Here is a 21,347-nt window from a genome sequence, read left to right as displayed (position 1 = left end):
TTGACAAAGGGCTAAAATGATTTTGATTTTAGCCCTTTGTCTTCTTTTCAGCGTGATAGAAAACCTTTGCAGTCTAGGAAGGACGGCTACCTTTGCGGAGCAAATTTGACATTCGTGAGCACCGAAGCGCAGACCTGACAACGAATGCGAGGGTTTGTCTACACGCTGAAGCGTTCCTAAAAGGAACGCTTTTTTATATTGATGCATATTTCACAATGGCTGCTTGACGCGTCATATCGTGATATGCCACCCATAATTCATCACCAGGCAAGACACTGGTGATTGGATCGATTGGCTGTTTCACTTCATACATCATGCCATTTCTCTCAACTTGAATGATTGCTAACGGCAGATTGCCGATGACGCCAGCAAATTCGACATTGGTCACTTTTGCACTTCCTTGTTTCTCTTGCATAAGGCTCATTTCTCTATCCAGCTCTTCTTTCTTTGTCTGGATCGTGATTTGAGTGCCCACTGCGACCTGCATATGATCAGGGATGAACTGGCTGACCGTTTTGGTAATGGACTGATCTCCGTTTGACACTGTCACATCCAGCTGAATAGGCTTTTGTTCATGGATGGCAATTGGATATTGCTTCACACGCTGGATGGTTCCAGTTAACGTTATATCTTTCCCCGATCGATTCCGAACTTCATAGCCATAGGCAGCCATTTTCAGCTGGCCATTGATGTCGACGAGATCGGCTTTTTCTCCTGTTCTAAATTCAAAACCAGCGGCTTGAATCATCGGAATGATATACGTTTTCTGATCTAATTCAAATGTGAGTGATAAGACGGTGCCCCGTCCTACGGTTCCATATGATTCTATATTTCTTAAAACAGCGCCTTTGATGAACTTTGGCTCACTTGGCTGCGAGACGTCACCCTCTTTTAAAAGCATTGCCTTTTGCTTCTTCGGATCATAGTGAATGGCAATAGGCTGGCCTGGCTGTGGTATCTGGGTGTAGGATACAACCGTTTTAACCGTCTTTTCTATACTTTGCCCCTCATATTCAAATTGAAGCCGCATGCTGACAACTGGCTGTTCGTTGATATAGGTGCCCGTTTCTTTCACGGACACAATATAGGCTTGTAATGTGACACTGTCCTTTATCTTGTTTCTTCTCACCAGTCTCAAAATCGGCGGCAGGAAGATCGCTAGCACAAATAATAACAGTGGGATCAAGATCCATATCGCCCAGTTGAGAATGAGCGGTCCGCCCTTCATTACATATTGCATAAAGGTATCAACAGACGTTTGGTGGGCTGGACTGGCGTTTTCAATTGAGATGACCTTTTGCAAAGGAAATTCCTTTAGCTCTTTGCTTTTCGTCTCAAATGCACCCGTTAATTGATTGTCAAATGAATAATAGAGCCAATCGCTCTTCACATTTTTATTGAAAGAGAGCCCTTCTCTTTGTAAAGATTCATATGAAAGCGACTGCAAAAGCTTGCTGGCAGACACCGCCTTATTCGTGCGATGGTTATAAATATAACCAGTCAGTTTGCCTTTTGCTTCGTCCTTTGCTGTAGAGCCTGCAATCAACACTTCTTCCTCATTAAGCTGGTACACATACGTTTGGTAAATTGGTTTTGGTGTTGGAACGACTTCTCCAAGTCTTCCTTCTGCATTCACTTTCCTTGCCCTTTTTGGATATTCCGATTCCACGGCGACAGCAAAGTTTTGTGATGATCCGATCGTTTTTTGCAGCCTCTGCTCAACTGTATCTTCCACAAGGCTGAACGGTTCAGCGTTTTTGGAGACATAAACCCCAAGCTGATGCTTCTCGTTTGAGATTCCGCTGACATACGCCTTCTGGTCATTTTTCAAAGTTACTTCAAATATAGGAATTGGCGTCTGTCCTCTAAAGGAATTCATGACAACATCCATGGAGACGGGTCTTGCTGGCAGCTTTAGCTCGTTCAGATTATGCATATGAAACTGACCGTTCTTTAGCTCACCGATGACTGCAGCGGCACCGTCCATTTCTCCTGTAAATACAAGTCGTCCATTCCATTGGTATGTATTCGTTTTTAAAAATGAGGGAATCTGCAGGTTATTTTGAACGAGCTCTTTCTTTTCTCCGCTTGGTGTTAATTTCTCAATCAACAGCTGCCCGTCTTTATTCTTTAAAGCAAGCAAGAGATTGTTTCCTTGAATGGATGGCAGCATTTCATTAAACGAATCACTTTCTGTGGTCCATTCACTCATTCTTTTCCCTGATTGAGGATCAACCATTGCAAAATGGAGCTGCTGGTCTTTTGATACAGCACTCACCACTCGTTTGCCTTCATCAAATGTGAACATTCCTTTGACGTTATTCTCTGTTACTTTCCCATCTGACAAATCATCTTGATAATGATTCCACACCAAGACACTGAGAATGATTGCTGGAATAAAGAAGACAATATATCTGAGGAAGATGACTGGTATTCTTTTCACTTGATCGCTTCCTTTCATGAGGTTCCTTTAACTTATACGTCAGTACAGCGAAAATGTTTCACGCTAGAAGAATACCATCAAAGCCTTTGAAATCCATATTTTACAAACTTTGTTGTTTACGATAAAATCCAATCAGATTCAAAAAAGGAGTTCTCTCATTGGATAAGCTATCATCAATCATTCTAGCGGCGTGGCTGCGTGTCCCTCGCTGGCTCAAGCAATGGGTACTCGTATCCATTTCCATTTTCTTTTTTTATATGTGTTTTGTAAAGGGGCTGACTAGCTGGCACACCTTGCCGCCTAGCACTTTGCTCTCATGTGTGATTGGTTCTTTCATCATTTGGCTGATGTGGCTTAAGGGTCAAAAAAATAAGTGAAAAGAGGAAAAAGATGAAAAAATTAATTCTATATTTTGCGATCTCTTTTGTTCTGCAATTCGTTTGGTTTGGTCTTGTGCACCCAAATAGAGGCGTGACACTGCTGGATATGTTCATGTTTTCTATTTTGTTTGCAGTGATGTTCTTTTTTATTGAACGGATTTGGCGGTATCAGAAGAAAGGACAAAGGAAATGATCATGAAGCCCGCTTTATTCACTCTGATCATCTGTGCATTCATTGGTCTGCTACTAGTGTCGAACCCTTTTGGAGCGGACGCGATGCGATTGGTTTCTATCTCCATCTTCCCTTTTCTTGGGCTCATTGGTTTTGGGGTCCTCTTGTTTAACCAAATGAAAAAGGCTGCCAAATAGATGGCAGCCTGTTACTTACTCTTTTCATGCAAATAAATAATCAATGTTTAATCTCCGTTACGGAGTGTATGAATTAAGATTCGATCATATCAGTGTGTCATATGTGTTCCGAGTGAACCTACGTTTGAAAGTAAACGCCATGGAAGTTCTGGATAACAAGACAACGAAAGCCCTACCTCTCATTCGTCCTTACGGCTCCGAAGCCGTGCCAGTGTGAATTGTAAATCAAAACGTCTTTTTTCCATTCTTCCGCTTATATAGGGGGGCGGGTGCAGAAGGAAAAGAATAAGTTTGTTCGCTTTGACAGCGTCTCGTTCTTATCAAGTAGAAGCTCTATTGCTTCTCATTGTGTCATAGAAAAAAGAAAGTTTACTTTCTTTATTTATTTGCTTATTTCAACACTTAATATCAAACTATAACACATTCCCCCTGATTACGCAAGTGTTAAAGTGATAATTCTGCTGGTGTACGGCTTCCTTCATTCATATAACGAATGGAGGTTGGATCAATTTTCAGAATCACTAGATTCGGGTCATCTTTTCCTTTAAACCATTTCTCCATCTCATCAGACCAAAGGCGGTCGATCAGTTCCGGATCATCGGTTAATGTTGCGGTACCTGCAATTTCTGCATAAGTATCACCAAATCCTTCGCCTGAATATCCAATGAGAATATGAACATTTGGATTTTTTTCAATTTCATCTGCTTTATGTGTTTCTTTACTCGTTGGTGTATATAACGTCAGATCTTCATGGAAAAACGTCATGTAGCGAGTATGCGGCTTATCCTGTTCAACAGTCGCCAATGTTCCGACCTTTTGTTCATCTAATAGGTTTAATACCTTCTGTTTTAATTCTTCTTGAGACATATCATTTCACTCCTTCAAAATTTCATCCGTATTCTTAGGTTTCCACGACGGCCCATTCATTAAACAAAGAAATGTGTTTTTCATAAAAAGAGACCTTCTGGCTGATGCTATAGAAAACAGGTTCAATGAAGGGAGAAGTTGAACATGCATCATGAAACGATGTTCCATTTGAGTTCACTTGTCATTGCGGCAGTTGTTGTGGGCATTATCGTATGGTCTGTCACATCTGTGCAGAAGAATCGCAAGAAATACTAAAAACACCGCCCAATCAAAGCTGGGCGGTGCCGCGTAGATCATGTATTCATAAAGGAACCGCCATTGACGTGAAGTGTCTGTCCTGTCATATAAGACGATTCGTCAGAAGCCAGCAGCACAAAGCAGCCGACATGCTCTACAGGCTGTCCTGGTCTTCCCATCGGGGTTTCTGCCCCGAAGCTTTCCACACTGTCTTCATCAAATGTAGATGGAATGAGCGGTGTCCAAATTGGACCTGGCGCTACACCGTTTACCCGAATCCCATCTTTCACAAGTGATTGTGCCATAGAACGCGTAAAGCCGTTAATGGCTCCTTTTGTCGCCGTATAATCAATCAGCACTGGGTTACCTCGATATGGGTTAATTGATGTTGTGTTAATAATGGAGCTTCCCGGTTTTAAATAATCCAGTGCCTTTTTCGTAAAATAGAAATAGGAATAGAAGTTTGTTCTAAAGGTTTGGTGAAGCTGTTCACTTGAAATATCTTGAATACGTTCTTGCGGATGCTGTTCAGCCGCATTATTTACTAAAATATCTAATTGTCCAAAGGCTTCAACTGTTTTTTCTACTGCTTTCTCGCAAAAGGCTTCGTCACCGACATCTCCTGCAATCGTTAAGCATTTGACGCCTTCCTGTTCTACACGTTTTTGCGTATCTTCTGCATCCTCATGTTCATTTAAATACACAATGGCGACATGTGCTCCTTCTTTTGCATAGGCAACAGATACTGCCCGTCCGATTCCACTATCTCCGCCTGTAATCAGTGCCACTTTTCCTTTTAGCTTGCCAGAACCTTGATATGATTCATCCTCAAAGATCGGCGCTGGATTCATTTCTCTTTCACTGCCTGGCTGCTGATCCTGCGTTTGGCGCGGAATGCCATTTGTTAAATATTCACGTAAATCCATGTGTAAGCTCCTCCTTGATTTGTTGATGTATCCTTTCATTACCACCTCATTTTTCCACTCAAACATCATGAAGCTGTACAGATGTGTTCCGAAATCAGCATGTTTGAAGAGGAGAAAAATCGGTTACATGATCATCAAAAAGGAGCGTTCTCACATGCTGTCTACCCTTTCAAAAACCTTTAGCAGACCAAAAGGCTGGCTCGGAAGCATCGCTGGATTCATTATGGCAAATGAAAATAAAGCATTGAATCAGTGGGCCATCCGCCACTTAGATCTGACAGATGGCGAAAACATTTTGGAGATTGGCTATGGACCCGGCTACAGCATTAAACATATGCTCAAGCATTATCAAGATCTTCACATTGATGGGCTGGATGCTTCTTCAACCATGCAGGAGCAAGCACAGTCCCGCGTCAGCAAACGAGCAAAAGACAAACAGGTCCGATTGTATGTCGGAAAAATCGAGAAAACACGCCTTCCCGGAGAGCAGTATGACAAAGTGCTGTCTGTTAACAATTTTACAATTTGGGATGATCCAAAGACGGGCTTACTCAATCTTTACCATACCTTGAAACCAGGCGGAACACTCGTTATTGTCATGCAGCCAAGAGAAAAAGGAGCTGACGCCAACCGGACAAAAGAGATGGGTGAAAGCATATTAAATGACATGCAGTTTGCAGGGTTTGACCCATTTTCTATTGAGTATGAAGAAATTCGTCCTACCCTTGCTGTCTGTGTCACAGCAAAAAAGCCGAGAAGCGACTAAGCTCTCGGCCTTTTTCTTACCACTTTGCCTCTTTGACAAATTGATAGAAAAGCTGATGTAATTTCTGTTCAATGTGTTCCTTTGTCCCTTGTCCATAAAGCGCCATGCTTTCTTCACTTTCAATGATGGATGAACTGATCAGACTAAACATTTCTGACCCTTCCTTGCCAAGCTCTTGCGGCGCCAGCATTATGAGCATTCGTGACATCTGTTGCTGCCCGCCATCCATGCTTTTAACCTCGTATGCTTGATCAAGATCATAAATATGAAAGATTGGTTCCTTGATGAATGCATGCTTTAAATGATAAAGAGCAAATTCAGTACCAGGTATGCCTAAGCCGCCTTGCTGTTCACGTTCCAAAAGGCCGCTCGCCACATCATCTGCATGTATGATAAGCCCTTCCTCTTCAAGCTGACGAAGCAGCTGACTGATGGTTTCATCATGCTTCGGCATCGTCTTTCTTTTTTCAATGGTAAAACGGGACAGGATGCTGCGAATCACAAACATATAATTCGTCACCTGCTCTGCAACCGTCATCATATTAACGGTTTCTTGCACTAATTCTTTGGGAGATTCTTTTGTTCTTTTTTTCTCGATGATATAAGGAATCTTCCGTTTAATATGAGCCTTCACACGCATGGCATCATCCTCGTTTAGGAGGGGGCTGACCATAATGTAATCGATATGCTCATATGGTATCGGAACGGTCGAAACAATCATGTCATAGCTCGATGCATCGATTTCCTTTAGCTCCATCAAAGAGGATAGATCGAATTTGGCGATCTCCGGCAATTCTTTTTTCAACCGGGAGGCGAGCATTTTTGAGGAACCGATTCCGCTTGAGCAAACAACCAGCGCATGAATTTTTATTTCTTCTTTTTTGATTTCAAGCACTGAACCAAAGTGAAGCACAATAAAGGCGATTTCATCCTCTGGAAATTCAATCTCAGGAAAGAAGCGATCGACTCCTTCTTCAATCGCCATAAACAGCAAAAAGTAGTCTTTTTTAATTTGTTGTGTGAGCGGATTATAGATTCTCATCTTTTCCTTTAGACGGTTCATGGCAGGTTCGAGATGAGACACGAGTCCCTCATACAATGAATCATTTTCATTGAGATGATAGCCGGTTTTATTTGAAATAAAATCAATGAGCTTTTTCGTTCTCAGCGCGATATCCAGCTCGATTTCATCAATACGGTATTCTGCCCCAAAGCTGCGATTTGCACTGCGAAGGTGGATGGTCATATATCCGACCTCCGCTTCAGGGATCTCCACATTAAACATGCGTTCAAGCGCTCTTGCCATTCGGAGTGATGATTCAAACTCCTTCGTCCGCTTTAATTCCAGCAGCTCTTCCTCTTCCATTCGAATGGTTTCCCCAAGCTGAATACGTTCGATGGCATAGGTCAAGTGAACAACAAGTGCAATATAGGCACTATCAGATAAGGAGAGTGACAGCCGATCCTTCAAATGAAAGAGCAGTCTTTCTACCTTAAGCAGCTGTCCTCTGCTGACAACGCCAAACACCTTTTCCGTCGCTTTCGTTCGATGTTTGATATTCATTTCAATCGTTTCTAAAAACAATTGAATGTCGAGCCGGTCGACAATGAGATTGCCGACAATTTTCCGTTTTGCTTCCTCCGGCCCTTTTAATTCAATGCCGTACCCGCGCTTGCGGATAAGCTGCAAACCGTATGGAGCAATCCACTCCGTCAGTTCATCTAAATCATAGCTAATCGTCGCATTTGTTACCTGCAAGTCAGCTGCGAGGGTGTACAATTTCACCGGTTCCTTCGCTTCAAGCAGCGCACATAGGATTAAGAGCTTTCGTTCGTCCGAACTGTATTCAATTTGATCCTCACTTGACATATGAGCAAGAAGCCGCTGTTTATCCTCCTGTTCGCCAACTGCCTTTAAGCCTTTTCCCGGCTGTTTATCTAATGAAAGATGATAATCTTTCAAAATTGGTTTAATAGATTTTAGTTCTCTATGGATCGTTCTTGTACTCACCTGAACAGAATCGGCTATCTCACGAATGGTGACATAACGATTTTGCTGAATGATGTATTTAATGACTTTCTGTTCTCGTGCCGTTATGTACATGAAATGCCTCCTTCTGTATAAATAGGTCTATTGTCACACCTTAATATAAAACGCTTTCAACGAGCGATGCAATCTTAAGTTGATCTGAATTTGGCACAGCGACTGTGACAAAATATAAACAAGGGATCATTAGACACTCCTCCAAAATGACGGTCCATAATCCTTTTGATGAAATTGAACCTTTTGTTCATGGAAAGGCAGTGAACCCCCAGCTTTTAAAGAATAAGTCGGATTGTACACTGGAGAGCCAAAGCAATAATCGATTGTGCCTTCTTCCGGACGGAACATGACGGTTCGCATCGTTCCAAACAGCTCTTCATAATTGTGCACAGTTAGACCATCAGGATATTCTGTCTGAAACAGCTTCACAAGAGAATCATTTGATCGTTGTTCTTTTAAAGCCTCCATTAACATATCGTATCTGACAATAGAATGATGTTTGGTCATCCCTTTTGCTGTTTGATCAGCTACCGGATGATTCGTTGCGGCAATATAACCTGTCTCCGGTCTTCTCACCCTTTTTTGACCATCGATGATTTCAATCACAGCCGCCTCTCCTTTTCGATCCGCAAGCATGATATGAACATTTGAGGCAACGGGCATTTCCTGGATTGAGCGAATGGCTTCCTCGACCGTTTGGCAGGATTCCAGAACAGAGCGAATCACATGATACACCTGCAAACCGGCGACTGCTGGAGGCTTTAAACCGGGTTCATTGCCAACCGGCGGACCGCAAGCGGAGAAAGTCACAGCAAGACCATGCTCATTCATTCCATCAGATCTGCCAAACAACAGCAGCGACGAACCTGTATGACATGCCGATTCTTTTACATGTGTCGTCACAAGACGCATATCATCAAAAATCGGGGAGAAATCATAGTTACGAAGCATGACCGTTTGTTGACCGGCTGCCATATTCCCCTGCCTCACACAATGGGAACAGCCTGGCTGAAGATGCGATGAATAGAAAAAGGTCAAATAACGCTCATCTAATTGCATTTCATCACAAAACCCAGCAATCTCTTCATCTAATTGAGGAAGAAAAGGACGGATCAGCTGCTTCGTTTCCTTCACAGCCTGTTGTGTTACCGGTTCTGTTCGAATATATTGTGTCTGCAGCAGCGGGTTCTCCTTCAGCCAGAGAGCCTGCTGTTTTCCTACTTCATAAGCCGTTCCTGTCGTTTTTTGAAAAAACGCATTGATCTCCTCCATGCCTGCACACCTCTTTCGCCTTCGTTTCTTTTATCATATCGAAACCGTCATTTATTGAAAAGGATGAAAAAAACTGCAATCCCACCGGATTAAAGCTGTTTACAATATTGTTGATACAATGCTTCTGCCATTGCATCATACCCCTTAGGATTCGGGTGAAATTGATCAATCGATAAGTAAGCTCTTTCATGTCCTTCAAACGCGCGATACACATCCACAACTTCTACATGCGGATTCGCAGCAAGCAAACGAAGTTGTTGATTATATTGCTGAAGCCACCGCCCGGCTATTGGTATTTGTGGAAAAGGATTATATAAATTCATGAGATATACGTAATAGGGCTCATGCTGCCCTCTTTTGATCTGAGCAATTTCTTGAATCATCTTGCTGAAATTCGCCTGGCAATGCATGACCGCTTGCAGCAATTTCTTTTCATCTTCACCTTCTTCATACTGCTGAACAGCTTGAACAAGGTCATTCCCACAGCCTGTGATGGTGATGATGTCAGCAGCTGCAATGGCACGTCTCACCTCAGACCGTTTGAAGAGCTGTAAAATCTGATCGGTCGTTAACCCTGACTTTGCAAATACAGACAGCTCGACCGGTGCATGCGTCTTTTTTTCAAGCAGCCATCGAAACCGCTGAGTAAATCCTCCGCCAAATAAACGTGCCCCCACCCCAACTGTTAAGGAATCTCCAATCGCAACATAGGATCGTCCCACTCTTATCCCTCACTCTCTCCTGCCTTCTCTTATATATACGAATTTGGAGAACAGATGCTTGTAGCAGATGACTTAGGGGCATCCATCTTTTTTTGAGCTGGAGCGCCTTTACAAACTCTTTACTTGCGGTATTGAACGATTTTTTGTTCAATAAGAGTAGGTTTTTTGCGCTGAAATCTGCGTGTTTATGCGTTCCAGAAAAATTTACAAACTTTTTATCTTGATTTCGAGACTTTATATCTTGACTTCAAACTACAATGTGATTACAATGAAAATATCAGTTTTTATGTAACTGTGCTTGTTACATCTTTTTCATAGCATTCCAATATGATTAAAGATGCCACATATTCAGCGTACCTTTGGGATACGCTAAAAAAATAACCGAAACAGAAAGGATTGAATGAACATGGCAAAAGTTTTATACATCACTGCACATCCGCATGATGAAACAGTTTCTTACAGTATGGCTACTGCTAAGGCATTTATCGAATCTTATAAGGAAGCAAACCCAAGTGACGAGGTTGTACATATCGATTTGTACAAAGAAAACATTCCTCACATTGATGCAGATGTATTTGCTGGCTGGGGCAAACTTCAATCTGGTGCTGGCTTCGATACACTTTCAGCTGAAGAGCAAGCAAAAGTTGCTCGCCTAAACGAATTAAGTGATCAATTCGTTTCTGCTGACAAATATGTATTTGTTTCACCACTTTGGAACTTCTCATTCCCACCAGTTCTTAAAGCATACATCGACTCTGTTGCTGTAGCTGGTAAAACATTCAAATACACTGAGCAAGGTCCTGTTGGTTTATTAACAGACAAAAAAGCTCTTCACATCCAAGCACGTGGTGGATACTACACTGAAGGTCCTGCTGCTGAACTTGAAGCAGGTCACCGTTACCTTGGTACAATTGCGAACTTCTTCGGAATTCCTTCTTTCGAAGGTCTTATCGTTGAAGGTCACAATGCTGAGCCTGCGAAAGCAGAGCAAATTAAAGCAGATGCAATCGAACGTGCAAAAGCTTTAGGAAAAACTTTCTAATAACTGCACGCAAAAAAGCCAATGATCTTGACGGTCATTGGCTTTTTATTTGTTCGGACGAAAAGCCTAATTCTCTCGAAATATCACTGGCGGCTTTTTTCACCTGTTGAATTAAGTAAGGCAGGCGTTCTTTTTGATAGCCCGCTTCAAATCCTGCAATGCTAATACCTGCTGCCACTTCCCCCAGATGATTGAAAATAGGAGCTCCAATCGCTGCTGTATAGTTTTCAAGCTCAGAATAGCTTAGCGTATATCCCCGCACATTTGATTCTTCGAGCATGTTTCTTAGCACCTCTTTATCTGTAATAGTCCCAATTCCGATCTTCCCCAGCTCAATTGAGTCAATATAGGCAAGTCTTTCACTCTCTGGCAAAAAGGAAAGAATACTTCTCGCACAGGCACCCGCATATAGGGGGGAACGTCTACCGACGGCGGTGTAGAGACGAACAGGCTGCGTACCTTCTATCTTTTCCACGTAAATGGCTTCGTCACCCTCGCGAACAATGAGCTGTACAGCTTCTCCCACTTCATCCCGTAAGCTTTCCATAAATGGTCTCGCAATCCTCCGAATATCAAGGCGGTCCGCCACAAGCTGACCGTATTCAAGGAACATTAAGCCTAATCGATAAGCACCTGTTTCTTGCTTTTCTAACAGCCCCATATCGGCTAAAGAGGTCGCCATGCGATGGACAGATGTTTTCGGCATACCAGATAGCTCGATCATTTCATTTAATGTTAATTGATCGTGAGCAATAAACAGCCGCAAAATCTCCATTGATTTCACAACCGTTTTATTTGTGTTTTGCATCTTCTTCACCTTTTCTAAACGAGAATGCTTCCAGCTTGATTCTTGCGGTAAGCTCCCTCAGTTCTGCTTCTTGCTTAAATAACGCCTGCTCTGCATCCCGATGATCTATTTGTTCAAAATACAGCTTTGCTCCAGGCATCGCCTGTGCAATAAGCGGCAAATCTACAGTCGCTACTTCTCCAATACGCGGGTATCCGCCTGTCGTTTGCCGATCTGCCAGCAGAATAATCGGCTGGCCATCGGGTGGGATTTGAATAGATCCAAAGGCGACAGCTTCTGAGATCAATTCCAGCTTTTCTTTTAAATGAACCGGCTCCCCCTTCAGCCGGCAGCCCATACGATCTGATTGGGGTGTGACCTGATAAGGCTGCTCAAAAAATGCGGTTTGAGATGTTTCTTGAAAATGAGAAAAATGCCTCCCTGCCAGCACACGAATCACTAGCGATTTCCGCAGCGGCAAAAAATAATCGTGACTCACTGTCCAATCTGGTGCGCCGCATCCCGCCTGATTCACTTTATTTTTTAGCCTATCAAACAAATGATCCGCTACGATAGACGGCTCTCCAATGGGCAGAACGTCGCCTTTTTCAAGAGGACGCCCATTAAGTCCACCGATCCCTGCTCTTACATAGGTGCTTTTGCTCTGCATGACTGGCTCTACATCAAATCCACCTGCCACAGCAAGATAAACGCGGCAGCCTCTCTTACAAAGACCAAAGGTGATCGTGCTTCCTGATCGGACAAAGAGCGGCTTCCATAAAGGTGCCCGCTCTCCGTCAATATCAATCTCTACATCAGCACCAGTGACTGCAATGAGCTGATCCTTCTCACATGTGAGCACAGGGCCCGGCCCCATCAACGTGACTTCCAGTACGGCTTCGTTTTCTTGGTTGCCAGTGAGAATGTTGGCGATTCTAAGTGAAAGCGGGTCCATGCCGCCGCTCGTTAAGACGCCATACTTTTGATAACCTTGCCGCCCTTTATCTTGAATAGTTGTGTACATCCCTGGTTTGATGACATGAATACTCAACGCTCTGCCTCCTTCATGCTGAAAAATTCCTTGTCAGACATTTGGACAAATCTGACCTCATCCCCTGCTTTCAATAGACTCGGAATTTCCTCGTCTGGGCGAAAAAGTGGCAGCGGGGTTTGTCCAATGAGCTGCCAGCCCCCTGGTGTGGAAATTGGATAAACGCCTGTCTGCTTTCCCGCAATACCAACAGAGCCTTTTGGAATGGACATTCTTGGTGTTTCTCTGCGTGGTGCTGCAATCTTTTCAGACAGCCCGCCTAAAAACGGAAACCCTGGGGCAAATCCAATCATATAGACAAGATACGTCCCGGCAGTGTGAATACGTACGACTTCCTCTGGCGTTAAACCATTGATACGGGCAACCTCTTCTAAATCAGGGCCCAGCGCTCCCCCGTAACAGACTGGAATATCCACAATGCGGCGCTTTACCTGAACTCCCTCCTGCCATTTGTCTTCAAGAAGTTGTTCAATATAGCCTTTGACCCATTCGTACGGAGACAGGTCATGTTTTTGAAGCTGGGCCGATTGATGAACGGTATAAGGCTCGTAAAAAACAGTCACGTTTGTAAAGGCTTGAACCGCTTCTACATACCCTTCAAATGGGTGCTGTTCAATACATGCAAACAGCTGCTCAACACGTGCATGAATCTCCTCATGTATGTCAGCTCCAGCTTGGATGACGATCGCTGCATCTCCCAGCGGGTGGTAGGTGATGGAATCTTTTATCGTTGAAAAAGCCACTTGAGGACACCTCTCTTTCTACAGTACACCGAGCTTTTGATCTCTTCGATCTGTGATGAACATATGCCCAGGTGCATGAGTGATCGCAATGTCGGGTTTTGTATGCATGACAATGGCTTGCGGCGTCACACCACATGCCCAAAACACCGGGACTTCTCCTTCTTTGATCACAGATGGTTCTCCAAAGTCAGGCTGGTTCACATCGGAAATACCAATCACCGCTGGGTCCCCTATATGAATTGGACCGCCATGGACTGATGGAAATCGAGACGTCACTTGAACACTTCTTGTGACCTGATGCACCGGAATGGGTCTCATGCTGACCACCATTGGGCCATGAAAGACTCCTGCTTTTTCACAAGCTATATTCGTTTGATACATGGGTACGTTATGACCGTCTTCAATATGGCGGACAGGAATGTCATTCAGCATAAGCGCGTGCTCAAACGTAAAACTGCATCCAATGAGAAAGGCAACCATATCATCCTCCCAATAAGCAGTGATATCTGTAACCTCTTCTTCAAGAATCCCTTTTCGGTAAATACGGTACTTAGGAAAGTCCCTACGAATATCCGCTTGAGGCGCCGACCGTCTTGGCACTGGATCACCTGGGTCCAGTACATCAAGCAAGGGACATGCAGCCGGATTCCGCTGACAAAATAAAAGAAAATCAAAGGCAAGTTCCTTTTTGACAATCATTAAATTGGCTTGAGCAAACCCCTCAGCAAAGCCAGCCGTTGGTCCTGTGATCTTTTTTTCGCGAATCAATTCTCGAATTTGTGAAGGTTCATATGTTTGGTAAGTATTCATCTGAATCAGCTCCATAGTTTCGGGATTTCATTGATGATGGTATAACCGCCCATTATCGCCATGATGACCACAACAAATGCACCAGACACTGTCAAAAAGAAAGGATGGCGATAATCTCCGACAATGTCTTTCTTATAAGCCGCAACAAGCAATGTGCCAAGGGCGAGCGGCAAAATCAATGCATTGATCGCTCCAACTAATATCAAGATGTTCACAGGTCTTCCGATCGTGATAAAACAAAGGGTTGAAAGAGCAATAAAACCAATGATAATGCCACGCTGGTTTTGCTCAATTTTTGGCGAGAAGGTTTTGAAGAAAGAAACAGATGTGTATGCTGCTCCAATGACGGATGTAATCGCCGCAGCCCACATAATAATCCCGAACATTTTATATCCGATATTTCCTGAAGCTAATTGAAAAACAGAGGCAGGCGGGTTGGATGGATCTATCTGCAAGCCTTTTGAAACAACTCCTAATGTGGCAAGAAAGAGTGCTACACGCATGACAGAAGTAATTAAGACACCGAAAATAGAGCTTTTCGTCACTTGCGGCAGTGCTTCCTTCCCCTTAATACCTGCATCCAGCAAGCGATGCCCACCAGCAAAGACGATATAGCCGCCTACTGTTCCGCCCACAAGTGTCACAATGGATAAAATATCAATCTTCTCTGGGACAAATGTTCTCACCGCGGCTTCTCCAATTGGCGGCGCTGTTGAAATCGCCACATACAGCATCAGGCCAATCATGACAAAGCCTGCTGCCTGTGTGAAACGGTCCATCGCTTTCCCAGCCTCTTTAATTACAAAGATGAGAATGGCAATCACAGCACTGATCCCTGCGCCAATTCGCGGATCGACACCGAAGATCACCTGAAAACCAAGACCAGCCCCAGCGATATTTCCGATGTTAAAGGCAAGTCCTCCAATGACAATCAAAAAGGCGAGCACATACCCGAGACCCGGGAGCACCATATTTGCAATATCCTGACCTCGTTTTTCTGACACGGCAATGATGCGCCATACATTTGTTTGTGCAAAAATATCTAATAAAATTGAGATCAAAATGACAAATCCAAAGCTAGCCGCAAGCTGCTGTGTGAAGACGGTCGTTTGTGTTAAAAATCCCGGTCCAATTGCGGACGTCGCCATTAAAAAGGCAGCGCCCATCAGCATAGACCGATTCCCCTTTGGTGCCTTCATGTGTTTGACTTTCTCTGTTTTCATGCTGTTTCCCCCTTTGATGACGATTTTTATTGAAAGGCCTTGAGATGGATGCCAGCTTCTTTTAGCTTCGCTGTAATGGTTTTTGCAAATTGAAGCGCATGGCTGCCGTCTCCGTGAATGCAGACCGTATCTGCTTTGAGCTCGATATCTTCCCCTTGAACTGTACGAACCTTGCCTTCTCTCACCATACGAACAACCTGCTGGACGGCTCGTTCATCCTCTTCAATGAGTGCATGTGGTTCACGGCGCGATGTCAGCGTCCCGTCTGTTTGATACGTCCGATCAGAAAAAACTTCATGTGCCACTTGCAGACCTATCCGTTCACCTGCTAACGCAAGTTCACTCCCTGACAGACCAAATAACACAAGGTTTGGATCTACATCATACACAGCCTTCGCAATTGATTCAGATAATTCAGTATTTTTAGCCGCCATGTTGTAGAGGGCGCCGTGTGGTTTGACATGCTGCATCGTGCCGCCCTCGGCCTTGAGAAAGGCTGATAGAGCGCCAATTTGATAGATGACAAGATCATAGGCTTCCGCTGCAGAGATAGCCATTGGACGTCTGCCAAAGCCGGCCAAATCTTGCAAACCAGGATGTGCACCAATTTTGACCCCTTTACCCAGTGCCATTCTGACTGTCTTTCTCATAACCGTTGGATCTCCTGCATGAAAACCGCAAGCAATGTTGGCTGAGGTGACATATTCTAAGATTTGTTCGTCTGCACCGATTGTGTATTGACCAAAGCTTTCTCCCAAATCACAGTTGATATCCACTTGATACATAGAATCCCTCCTTATTGTTCCGAAATACGGAATATAAAGTCCGAATATTCGAATTTATACTGATTATACCAACTTTGCATAGACTGCACATGAAATTGGCAGAAAACATAACAATAGAACTAGAGAAAACAAAAAAAGCGAGAGGCAAAGTCCTCTCACTTTTTCTTGTATGAAATGCATTCTATTTAGACAGCACCCAATGTTGGATAGCCTTTGCAACGCCATGTTCTGTATTAGGAGCTGTAATCCAATCAGCGGCCTCTTTCACCACTTCCTGCGCATTTCCCATGGCAATGCCTAATCCGGCCTCTTGAATCATCGCCATATCATTGAGACTGTCGCCAAGTGACATGACGTTATCCATCGTACAGCCAATGCGTTCTGCTACTTTTGCAAGAGCTGCCGCTTTGTTAATGCCAGCAGCATTGACTTCGATATTCGTTGGACTTGAGTTTGTGATTTCTAGATGCTTATTTGTTTTCAATGTATTGAGGACTTCCTCACGAACGTCATCATCATGAATATCAAAGCCAAATTTTAGCCATTCATGGTCATGAATTCGTTCTGGAAATTCACCTCTCCACACCTTATCCACAGTCGAAGCCCAGTAATCGGTTTCGTACCTATTTTTTAAATCCCACATCATTTGGACGTGATCAGGATGCAGCAGATCTCGTTCGATCAGCTGGAAGTTTGAATCCCAGATCTCACTTCCGTTTGCTGTCACAAGGTAAGAAGATAACTTGAGCGGCTCAACCAGCTCTCGGCATGTCATCAGTGTCCGTCCTGTGCTAATGACTACATGGACCCCTTTTGCTTCAGCTTCTTTAATCGCTTGTTTATTTTCCTCTGGAATGATGTGCTCACTGTTTAACAGCGTGCCATCCATATCAATGGCAATCAATCGGATGTCTTTCTTATGAGCTTGTGTTGACAAATTGAGTACCCCACTTTGTATCGATTTTTGAAACTATCTTTATTTTAATATAAAGATGAAGCTGGCACAAAGGGACGAGTATGATCCCATAGAAAAAAGACCTTGTGACAGGTCTTTTCACAGGTGCTTAGCGTTCACACGCAATGCCGTCTTTATCGCGGTCAAGCCGCATATTTTTTTGGTAAAGTGCTTTTGATACATAAGGCTTGTACTTTGTTTTTCCGCCTTTGTTTTTCGTGTTTTTGCTTTTTGCAACGCCGCCTTTATATACTTTGTTCAGCGCTTTGCAGTTTTTGTACTTTACTGTCTTTGCATCTGCTGTGTAGGAGTCGACTTGTGTAAAGCTTAGTAAAAGACCTAAAGACAAGACAGCTACCATGATTTTTTTCAACATGTAAAATCCCCCTATTTTTTCTAATTTTACATTTTTATCATATGTCACCACTTTTTGTTTTTCAAGACTATTGAGCTAATTATTTTGATTTTTTTGGTATGAAATACACCTTATATCCTATATGGTACAATGAGTGGGAAACCTTTCCGTTTTTGACACGTATATGAAGAGAGGAGTTTTTCACATGAAAATGAAATATACCATTCTATATGTAAACGATGTTGAGGCAAGTATTCATTTCTATCAACATGTTCTTGGTTTCCCTATAAAATTGAGGGTTGAATCTTATGTTGAGTTTGACACTGGAGACGTGACGTTATCGATTAATTCACGCCAGGATGTCAAAGAGGCCCTCGGATTGCCTGTCCCAGAAGCAAATCAAGCGTCTCAAACGTTTGAGATTGGCTTTGTTGTGGATGATGTGGATCAAACAATTGCTTCAATGAAAGATAAAGGGGTTCCGATCATCAAGGAACCTGCAAAAAAACCATGGGGTCAAACAGTCGCTTATGTGTCTGATCCTGATGGTCATTTCATTGAAATATGTGATGCGATCTCCTAATTGTTTTTGAAGGGAGTGAACCAAAATGAGAAAAAAACATGCTTTTTTCGTCGGTGTTTGTTCAATGATTGTGATTTGCAGCGCCGCTATCCTGTTGCAGCACCTTGAATGGATTGGGTTTATCAGTGGCGGAATCTCTATTATTGGGGTCGTGATGTCTGGGGTGCTAATGGGTGCTTGGACAAGTGGAGAAGAGACACGAGCAGCCTATCATTCGGAAACAAAAGAACACCGCTTGTGGCGCCTTGATACGGCTTTTCTTTTGATCATTTTTGCACTTCCGCACATGGCTGCGTCGGTCTTTTATGTTTTGATGTAAACACTTGTTAAAAGGAGTTAGTCGTATGGCTGTTTTTATTTTATTCATTGTATTTGGCTTCCCCATTATCTCTGTGCTGATTGGTATTTTCGGTACGCTCCTTTTGAAGAATGTTTGGATGCCTACTTTGATTGTGCTGTTAGCGAGCATGATCTTCATGTTCACCTATATTGGCGGGGATGAATCTTTTCTCATTTGGGTTATTGTCTATACCGTCTTTACATTCTTTGCTGGATGGATTACAAAGCGGCTCAAGTAAAAAAGAACAGCATCGCTGTTCTTTTTTTAAATCATATATCCGCACACCATAGTTCAATTTCAATTTTTAGCTCAGGCCATCCTAAAGCTGATACATAAGCAACCGTCATTGATGGGTAAGCTGTTTTGAAAATCGTATCCCACTGAGGATATAGATGGTCCCAGTCAATTTCTTCTGTTGCCCATATATTGACCTTGATCACATGTTCTTCATTCAATCCCTCTGATTCAAGGATTTTTTTGATATTTTCAAACGTATTCGTTACTTGGTCGTTTAAGCTTGATGGGATCTGCCCATCTATATCTGTCCCTACCTGACCAGATGTAACAAATAATCCCGCACCCTTTGGCACCCTTGTAATATGACTGTAGTTACCAACAGGTTTCGGCATACTTTCTGGGTTTTTTCTCGTGATTTTTTCCATGTTATGTCCCTCACTCACGTTTATTTTTCTGCTAGTTTTTTCGTTTTGTAGACAGACTTCACCAATTTCTATCTACCTTCAAAGAAAACAGCAGTAGAGTATCCATAGCCACAAGGTAAGAACATCAATATCTTCTTTTTCATGACTGAAACACTCCTTTTGTTTGCGTGAGCAAGGTTTTGATTAACTTCATAGTACCACATAGTCAAAATGAATTATAGACGATAACGCGCAATGTCCTGATTCAACCGCATGCTAAGTTCATTGAGTCTTTCTGCTGCTTTTGCCACATTAGAGATGGCTGTCACTTGTTCGTCTGTGGATGCAGTGATTTCTTCGATCGCCGCTGCGTTTTCTTGAGAAACATGTGCTGCGCCGTGCATGGCTTTTGTGATAAGGTCGTTTTGCTCCAGCAGTGTATTCAGCTCTTTTGCCATCGCGTTTGTTTCAACGATGGTTTGTGAAATCAATGTAGAGATGGCATTGAATTCGTGTTCTGTTGCATGCACCGCTTCATCCAGCTCGGCAAAACGATCCATTGTGTTAGACATGATACCAGCTGTTGTTGTCGTTTCTTCTTTAATGCCTTGAATCATTTGCTGAATTTGAACGGCTGATTGTTTTGTCTGCTCAGCTAAATTCCGCACTTCACTCGCCACAACTGAGAAGCCTTTGCCGTGCTCTCCTGCACGTGCTGCTTCAATGCTGGCATTCAGTGCCAGTAAATTGGTCTCATTTGAAATGCTTTCAATCGTATCTGTGATTTGAGAAATATCCTGTACTTTTGTACTTAACTGCTCGATTCCTGCTCTAATGCCTTGAGACGCCTGAATCGATTGTTCATTCGATTGTTTTAATTGCTGTACGATTTGCTGGCCCTGCTGTGATGATTGACTCGATTGGTCGGAAATCCGTTTAATTTGATCACTCTGTTCTTTGACATTCTCAATAGATTGATTAAACTGGGTCATTTGTTGATTGGCTACTTCAAGATCGGATGCTTGATGAAGTGTTCCAGTCGAAATGTCTCCGATGGCTCGTCCAATTTCTTCACTGCTGGCTGAGGTTTCTTCAGATATCGCCGATAAATCTGTCGCTGATTCCACAAGCTGACTGCTCGTTTCCTGTAAACCGCTCACCAGTGTTCTGAGCTCTCCTGACATATGGTTAAAGCCTTTTGCCAGCTGTCCGATTTCATCCGTTGTTTCCTTTAAGCTCGTGCGTTCAATATTCCCCGCCGCAATTTCCTTTGAAGCAGCAGTGACTTGCTTAAGCAGTCTGACTTTTCCTCGGGCAGCTAAATAAAAGACGCCTAAACTCAGAAGGGCGACACCCGCTGTAATGAGAATAATATAGAGCTTCATCTGCTCTAATTCTTTATAAAATTCGTCCTGGAAGACAGCGATGCCTACACTCCAATTCCACGGTGTAAACTGGCTCATATAGGCAAGCTTTTCCTTTTCTTCGCCGGTTGCATCGTCCTTATCCATATAGGTCACATAGTGTGCATCCTCATCTTTTGCATTCGCGCCGGCGACCATTTTTTGACGATTGGTCGTGTTATCTGGAATGACGCCGATGTCGTTGACCGGATGGACCTGGGTTGAGTAGTCAGTGCCATATGCGATCAGATAGCCTTTATTTTTATAGATAAAGTCTGATTTTTGAGATTGGTATCCCTTCCCGTTGTCATTTTTGGGTCCGCTCAAGTAAAGGCGGGCCTGTTCTTGCGCCTGCTCAAGCGTCAGTTCTTTTTTCTCCACACGGTCATTCAATTGTTCAAGTGTGGCCATTGCTCCGCTGACGATGTGCTTTAAATCTGCTTTCCCTGCATCAATTAATACATGTTTCGCTAACAAATATCCCGTAGTTCCAACAAGTCCGCCCGTTAAAATCGTGATCACGATAATGGCAGACATTAATTGAAAAAAGACACTTCTTGACGCGAACGCTTTCTTTTTCATAAACAAATTCCCCCTTATTTT

23 protein-coding genes are annotated in these 21,347 nt (G+C 43.2%); 7 read left to right on the top strand and 16 right to left on the bottom strand.

From position 1 onward, the window contains the following. Positions 1-193: 193 nt before the first annotated feature. Positions 194-2,443: a hypothetical protein gene (locus NSQ72_RS02350; protein ID WP_341083205.1), complete on the bottom strand. Its 2,250-nt coding sequence runs from the start codon at positions 2,441-2,443 to the stop codon at positions 194-196. Positions 2,444-2,601: 158 nt separating this feature from the next. Between NSQ72_RS02350 and NSQ72_RS02345 the strand changes: the two genes are divergently transcribed. Continuing rightward, positions 2,602-2,820, top strand: coding sequence for a hypothetical protein (locus NSQ72_RS02345; RefSeq protein WP_058837353.1), 219 nt, complete (start codon positions 2,602-2,604; stop codon positions 2,818-2,820). A 13-nt stretch (positions 2,821-2,833) separates the two neighbouring features. Continuing rightward, positions 2,834-3,016 carry a hypothetical protein gene (locus tag NSQ72_RS02340; RefSeq protein ID WP_041089145.1) on the top strand — a complete coding sequence of 61 codons (183 nt, stop codon included), beginning with the start codon at positions 2,834-2,836 and terminating at the stop codon, positions 3,014-3,016. 620 nt (positions 3,017-3,636) lie between these two features. On the opposite strand, the gene NSQ72_RS02335 is transcribed toward NSQ72_RS02340, so the two are convergent. After that, positions 3,637-4,059: a pyridoxamine 5'-phosphate oxidase family protein gene (locus NSQ72_RS02335; RefSeq protein ID WP_039176603.1), complete on the bottom strand. Its 423-nt coding sequence runs from the start codon at positions 4,057-4,059 to the stop codon at positions 3,637-3,639. A 293-nt stretch (positions 4,060-4,352) separates the two neighbouring features. Next, positions 4,353-5,222, bottom strand: a complete 870-nt coding sequence (locus tag NSQ72_RS02330; RefSeq protein ID WP_024425561.1) for an SDR family oxidoreductase — start codon at positions 5,220-5,222, stop codon at positions 4,353-4,355. Positions 5,223-5,349: 127 nt separating this feature from the next. Between NSQ72_RS02330 and NSQ72_RS02325 the strand changes: the two genes are divergently transcribed. Further along, entirely contained in the window at positions 5,350-5,988 is a 639-nt protein-coding gene (locus NSQ72_RS02325) for a class I SAM-dependent methyltransferase (protein WP_341083204.1), read from the top strand. 16 nt (positions 5,989-6,004) lie between these two features. On the opposite strand, the gene NSQ72_RS02320 is transcribed toward NSQ72_RS02325, so the two are convergent. The 3 genes from NSQ72_RS02320 to NSQ72_RS02310 form a co-directional block, all read right to left on the bottom strand. Beyond that, positions 6,005-8,092 (bottom strand): BglG family transcription antiterminator, encoded by a 2,088-nt coding sequence (locus NSQ72_RS02320; RefSeq protein WP_341083203.1) that lies wholly within the window; start codon positions 8,090-8,092, stop codon positions 6,005-6,007. A 129-nt stretch (positions 8,093-8,221) separates the two neighbouring features. Then, positions 8,222-9,304 carry a C45 family autoproteolytic acyltransferase/hydolase gene (locus NSQ72_RS02315; RefSeq protein ID WP_144516377.1) on the bottom strand — a complete coding sequence of 361 codons (1,083 nt, stop codon included), beginning with the start codon at positions 9,302-9,304 and terminating at the stop codon, positions 8,222-8,224. Between the two features lie 89 nt (positions 9,305-9,393). Then, entirely contained in the window at positions 9,394-10,026 is a 633-nt protein-coding gene (locus NSQ72_RS02310; protein ID WP_144491731.1) for a GDSL-type esterase/lipase family protein, read from the bottom strand. A 406-nt stretch (positions 10,027-10,432) separates the two neighbouring features. Here NSQ72_RS02310 and NSQ72_RS02305 point away from each other — a divergent pair, with 406 nt between their 5' ends. Beyond that, positions 10,433-11,068, top strand: a complete 636-nt coding sequence (locus NSQ72_RS02305; protein ID WP_024720223.1) for an FMN-dependent NADH-azoreductase — start codon at positions 10,433-10,435, stop codon at positions 11,066-11,068. Between the two features lie 34 nt (positions 11,069-11,102). On the opposite strand, the gene NSQ72_RS02300 is transcribed toward NSQ72_RS02305, so the two are convergent. From NSQ72_RS02300 to NSQ72_RS02265, 8 genes are all read right to left on the bottom strand, one after another. Continuing rightward, positions 11,103-11,876 (bottom strand): IclR family transcriptional regulator, encoded by a 774-nt coding sequence (locus NSQ72_RS02300; RefSeq protein WP_216431091.1) that lies wholly within the window; start codon positions 11,874-11,876, stop codon positions 11,103-11,105. Beyond that, complete coding sequence (locus tag NSQ72_RS02295) at positions 11,860-12,906, bottom strand: 5-oxoprolinase subunit C family protein (protein WP_144464122.1); 1,047 nt, start codon at positions 12,904-12,906, stop codon at positions 11,860-11,862. Before NSQ72_RS02295 ends, NSQ72_RS02300 begins: the two co-directional genes overlap by 17 nt. Further along, positions 12,903-13,649, bottom strand: coding sequence for a 5-oxoprolinase subunit PxpB (gene pxpB / locus NSQ72_RS02290; protein WP_341083200.1), 747 nt, complete (start codon positions 13,647-13,649; stop codon positions 12,903-12,905). Before pxpB ends, NSQ72_RS02295 begins: the two co-directional genes overlap by 4 nt. An 18-nt stretch (positions 13,650-13,667) precedes the next feature. Continuing rightward, positions 13,668-14,459, bottom strand: coding sequence for a putative hydro-lyase (locus tag NSQ72_RS02285; protein WP_341083199.1), 792 nt, complete (start codon positions 14,457-14,459; stop codon positions 13,668-13,670). A 5-nt stretch (positions 14,460-14,464) separates the two neighbouring features. Further along, on the bottom strand, positions 14,465-15,682 hold the full coding sequence (locus NSQ72_RS02280) for an NRAMP family divalent metal transporter (RefSeq protein ID WP_341083198.1): 1,218 nt from the start codon (positions 15,680-15,682) through the stop codon (positions 14,465-14,467). Between the two features lie 26 nt (positions 15,683-15,708). Further along, positions 15,709-16,467, bottom strand: coding sequence for a LamB/YcsF family protein (locus NSQ72_RS02275; protein WP_341083197.1), 759 nt, complete (start codon positions 16,465-16,467; stop codon positions 15,709-15,711). Between the two features lie 181 nt (positions 16,468-16,648). Continuing rightward, on the bottom strand, positions 16,649-17,404 hold the full coding sequence (locus tag NSQ72_RS02270) for a Cof-type HAD-IIB family hydrolase (protein WP_024425552.1): 756 nt from the start codon (positions 17,402-17,404) through the stop codon (positions 16,649-16,651). Positions 17,405-17,531: 127 nt separating this feature from the next. After that, on the bottom strand, positions 17,532-17,798 hold the full coding sequence (locus tag NSQ72_RS02265) for an excalibur calcium-binding domain-containing protein (protein WP_216431101.1): 267 nt from the start codon (positions 17,796-17,798) through the stop codon (positions 17,532-17,534). 184 nt (positions 17,799-17,982) lie between these two features. On the opposite strand from NSQ72_RS02265, the gene NSQ72_RS02260 reads away from it, so the two are divergent. From NSQ72_RS02260 to NSQ72_RS02250, 3 genes are read left to right on the top strand one after another with little or no spacing between them, the layout of a single operon-like run. Then, positions 17,983-18,360: a VOC family protein gene (locus NSQ72_RS02260; protein ID WP_041089114.1), complete on the top strand. Its 378-nt coding sequence runs from the start codon at positions 17,983-17,985 to the stop codon at positions 18,358-18,360. Positions 18,361-18,385: 25 nt separating this feature from the next. After that, entirely contained in the window at positions 18,386-18,679 is a 294-nt protein-coding gene (locus NSQ72_RS02255; protein ID WP_212044261.1) for a DUF5316 family protein, read from the top strand. Between the two features lie 25 nt (positions 18,680-18,704). Next, positions 18,705-18,938 carry a DUF2651 family protein gene (locus NSQ72_RS02250; RefSeq protein WP_247544597.1) on the top strand — a complete coding sequence of 78 codons (234 nt, stop codon included), beginning with the start codon at positions 18,705-18,707 and terminating at the stop codon, positions 18,936-18,938. 31 nt (positions 18,939-18,969) lie between these two features. On the opposite strand, the gene NSQ72_RS02245 is transcribed toward NSQ72_RS02250, so the two are convergent. Together NSQ72_RS02245 and NSQ72_RS02240 are read right to left on the bottom strand one after the other, a co-directional pair. Then, positions 18,970-19,362 carry a RidA family protein gene (locus NSQ72_RS02245; RefSeq protein ID WP_039176565.1) on the bottom strand — a complete coding sequence of 131 codons (393 nt, stop codon included), beginning with the start codon at positions 19,360-19,362 and terminating at the stop codon, positions 18,970-18,972. Between the two features lie 215 nt (positions 19,363-19,577). Next, a complete protein-coding gene (locus NSQ72_RS02240; RefSeq protein ID WP_064498685.1) occupies positions 19,578-21,326 on the bottom strand; it encodes a methyl-accepting chemotaxis protein in 1,749 nt (582 codons plus the stop codon). Positions 21,327-21,347: the final 21 nt, after the last annotated feature.

This window comes from Bacillus sp. FSL R5-0659 (genome assembly GCF_038008785.1).
Lineage (GTDB): Bacteria > Bacillota > Bacilli > Bacillales > Bacillaceae > Bacillus > Bacillus safensis.
The sequence above is the reverse complement of the archived record's forward strand: the minus strand, read 5'-3'. Positions and strand labels throughout refer to the sequence as shown.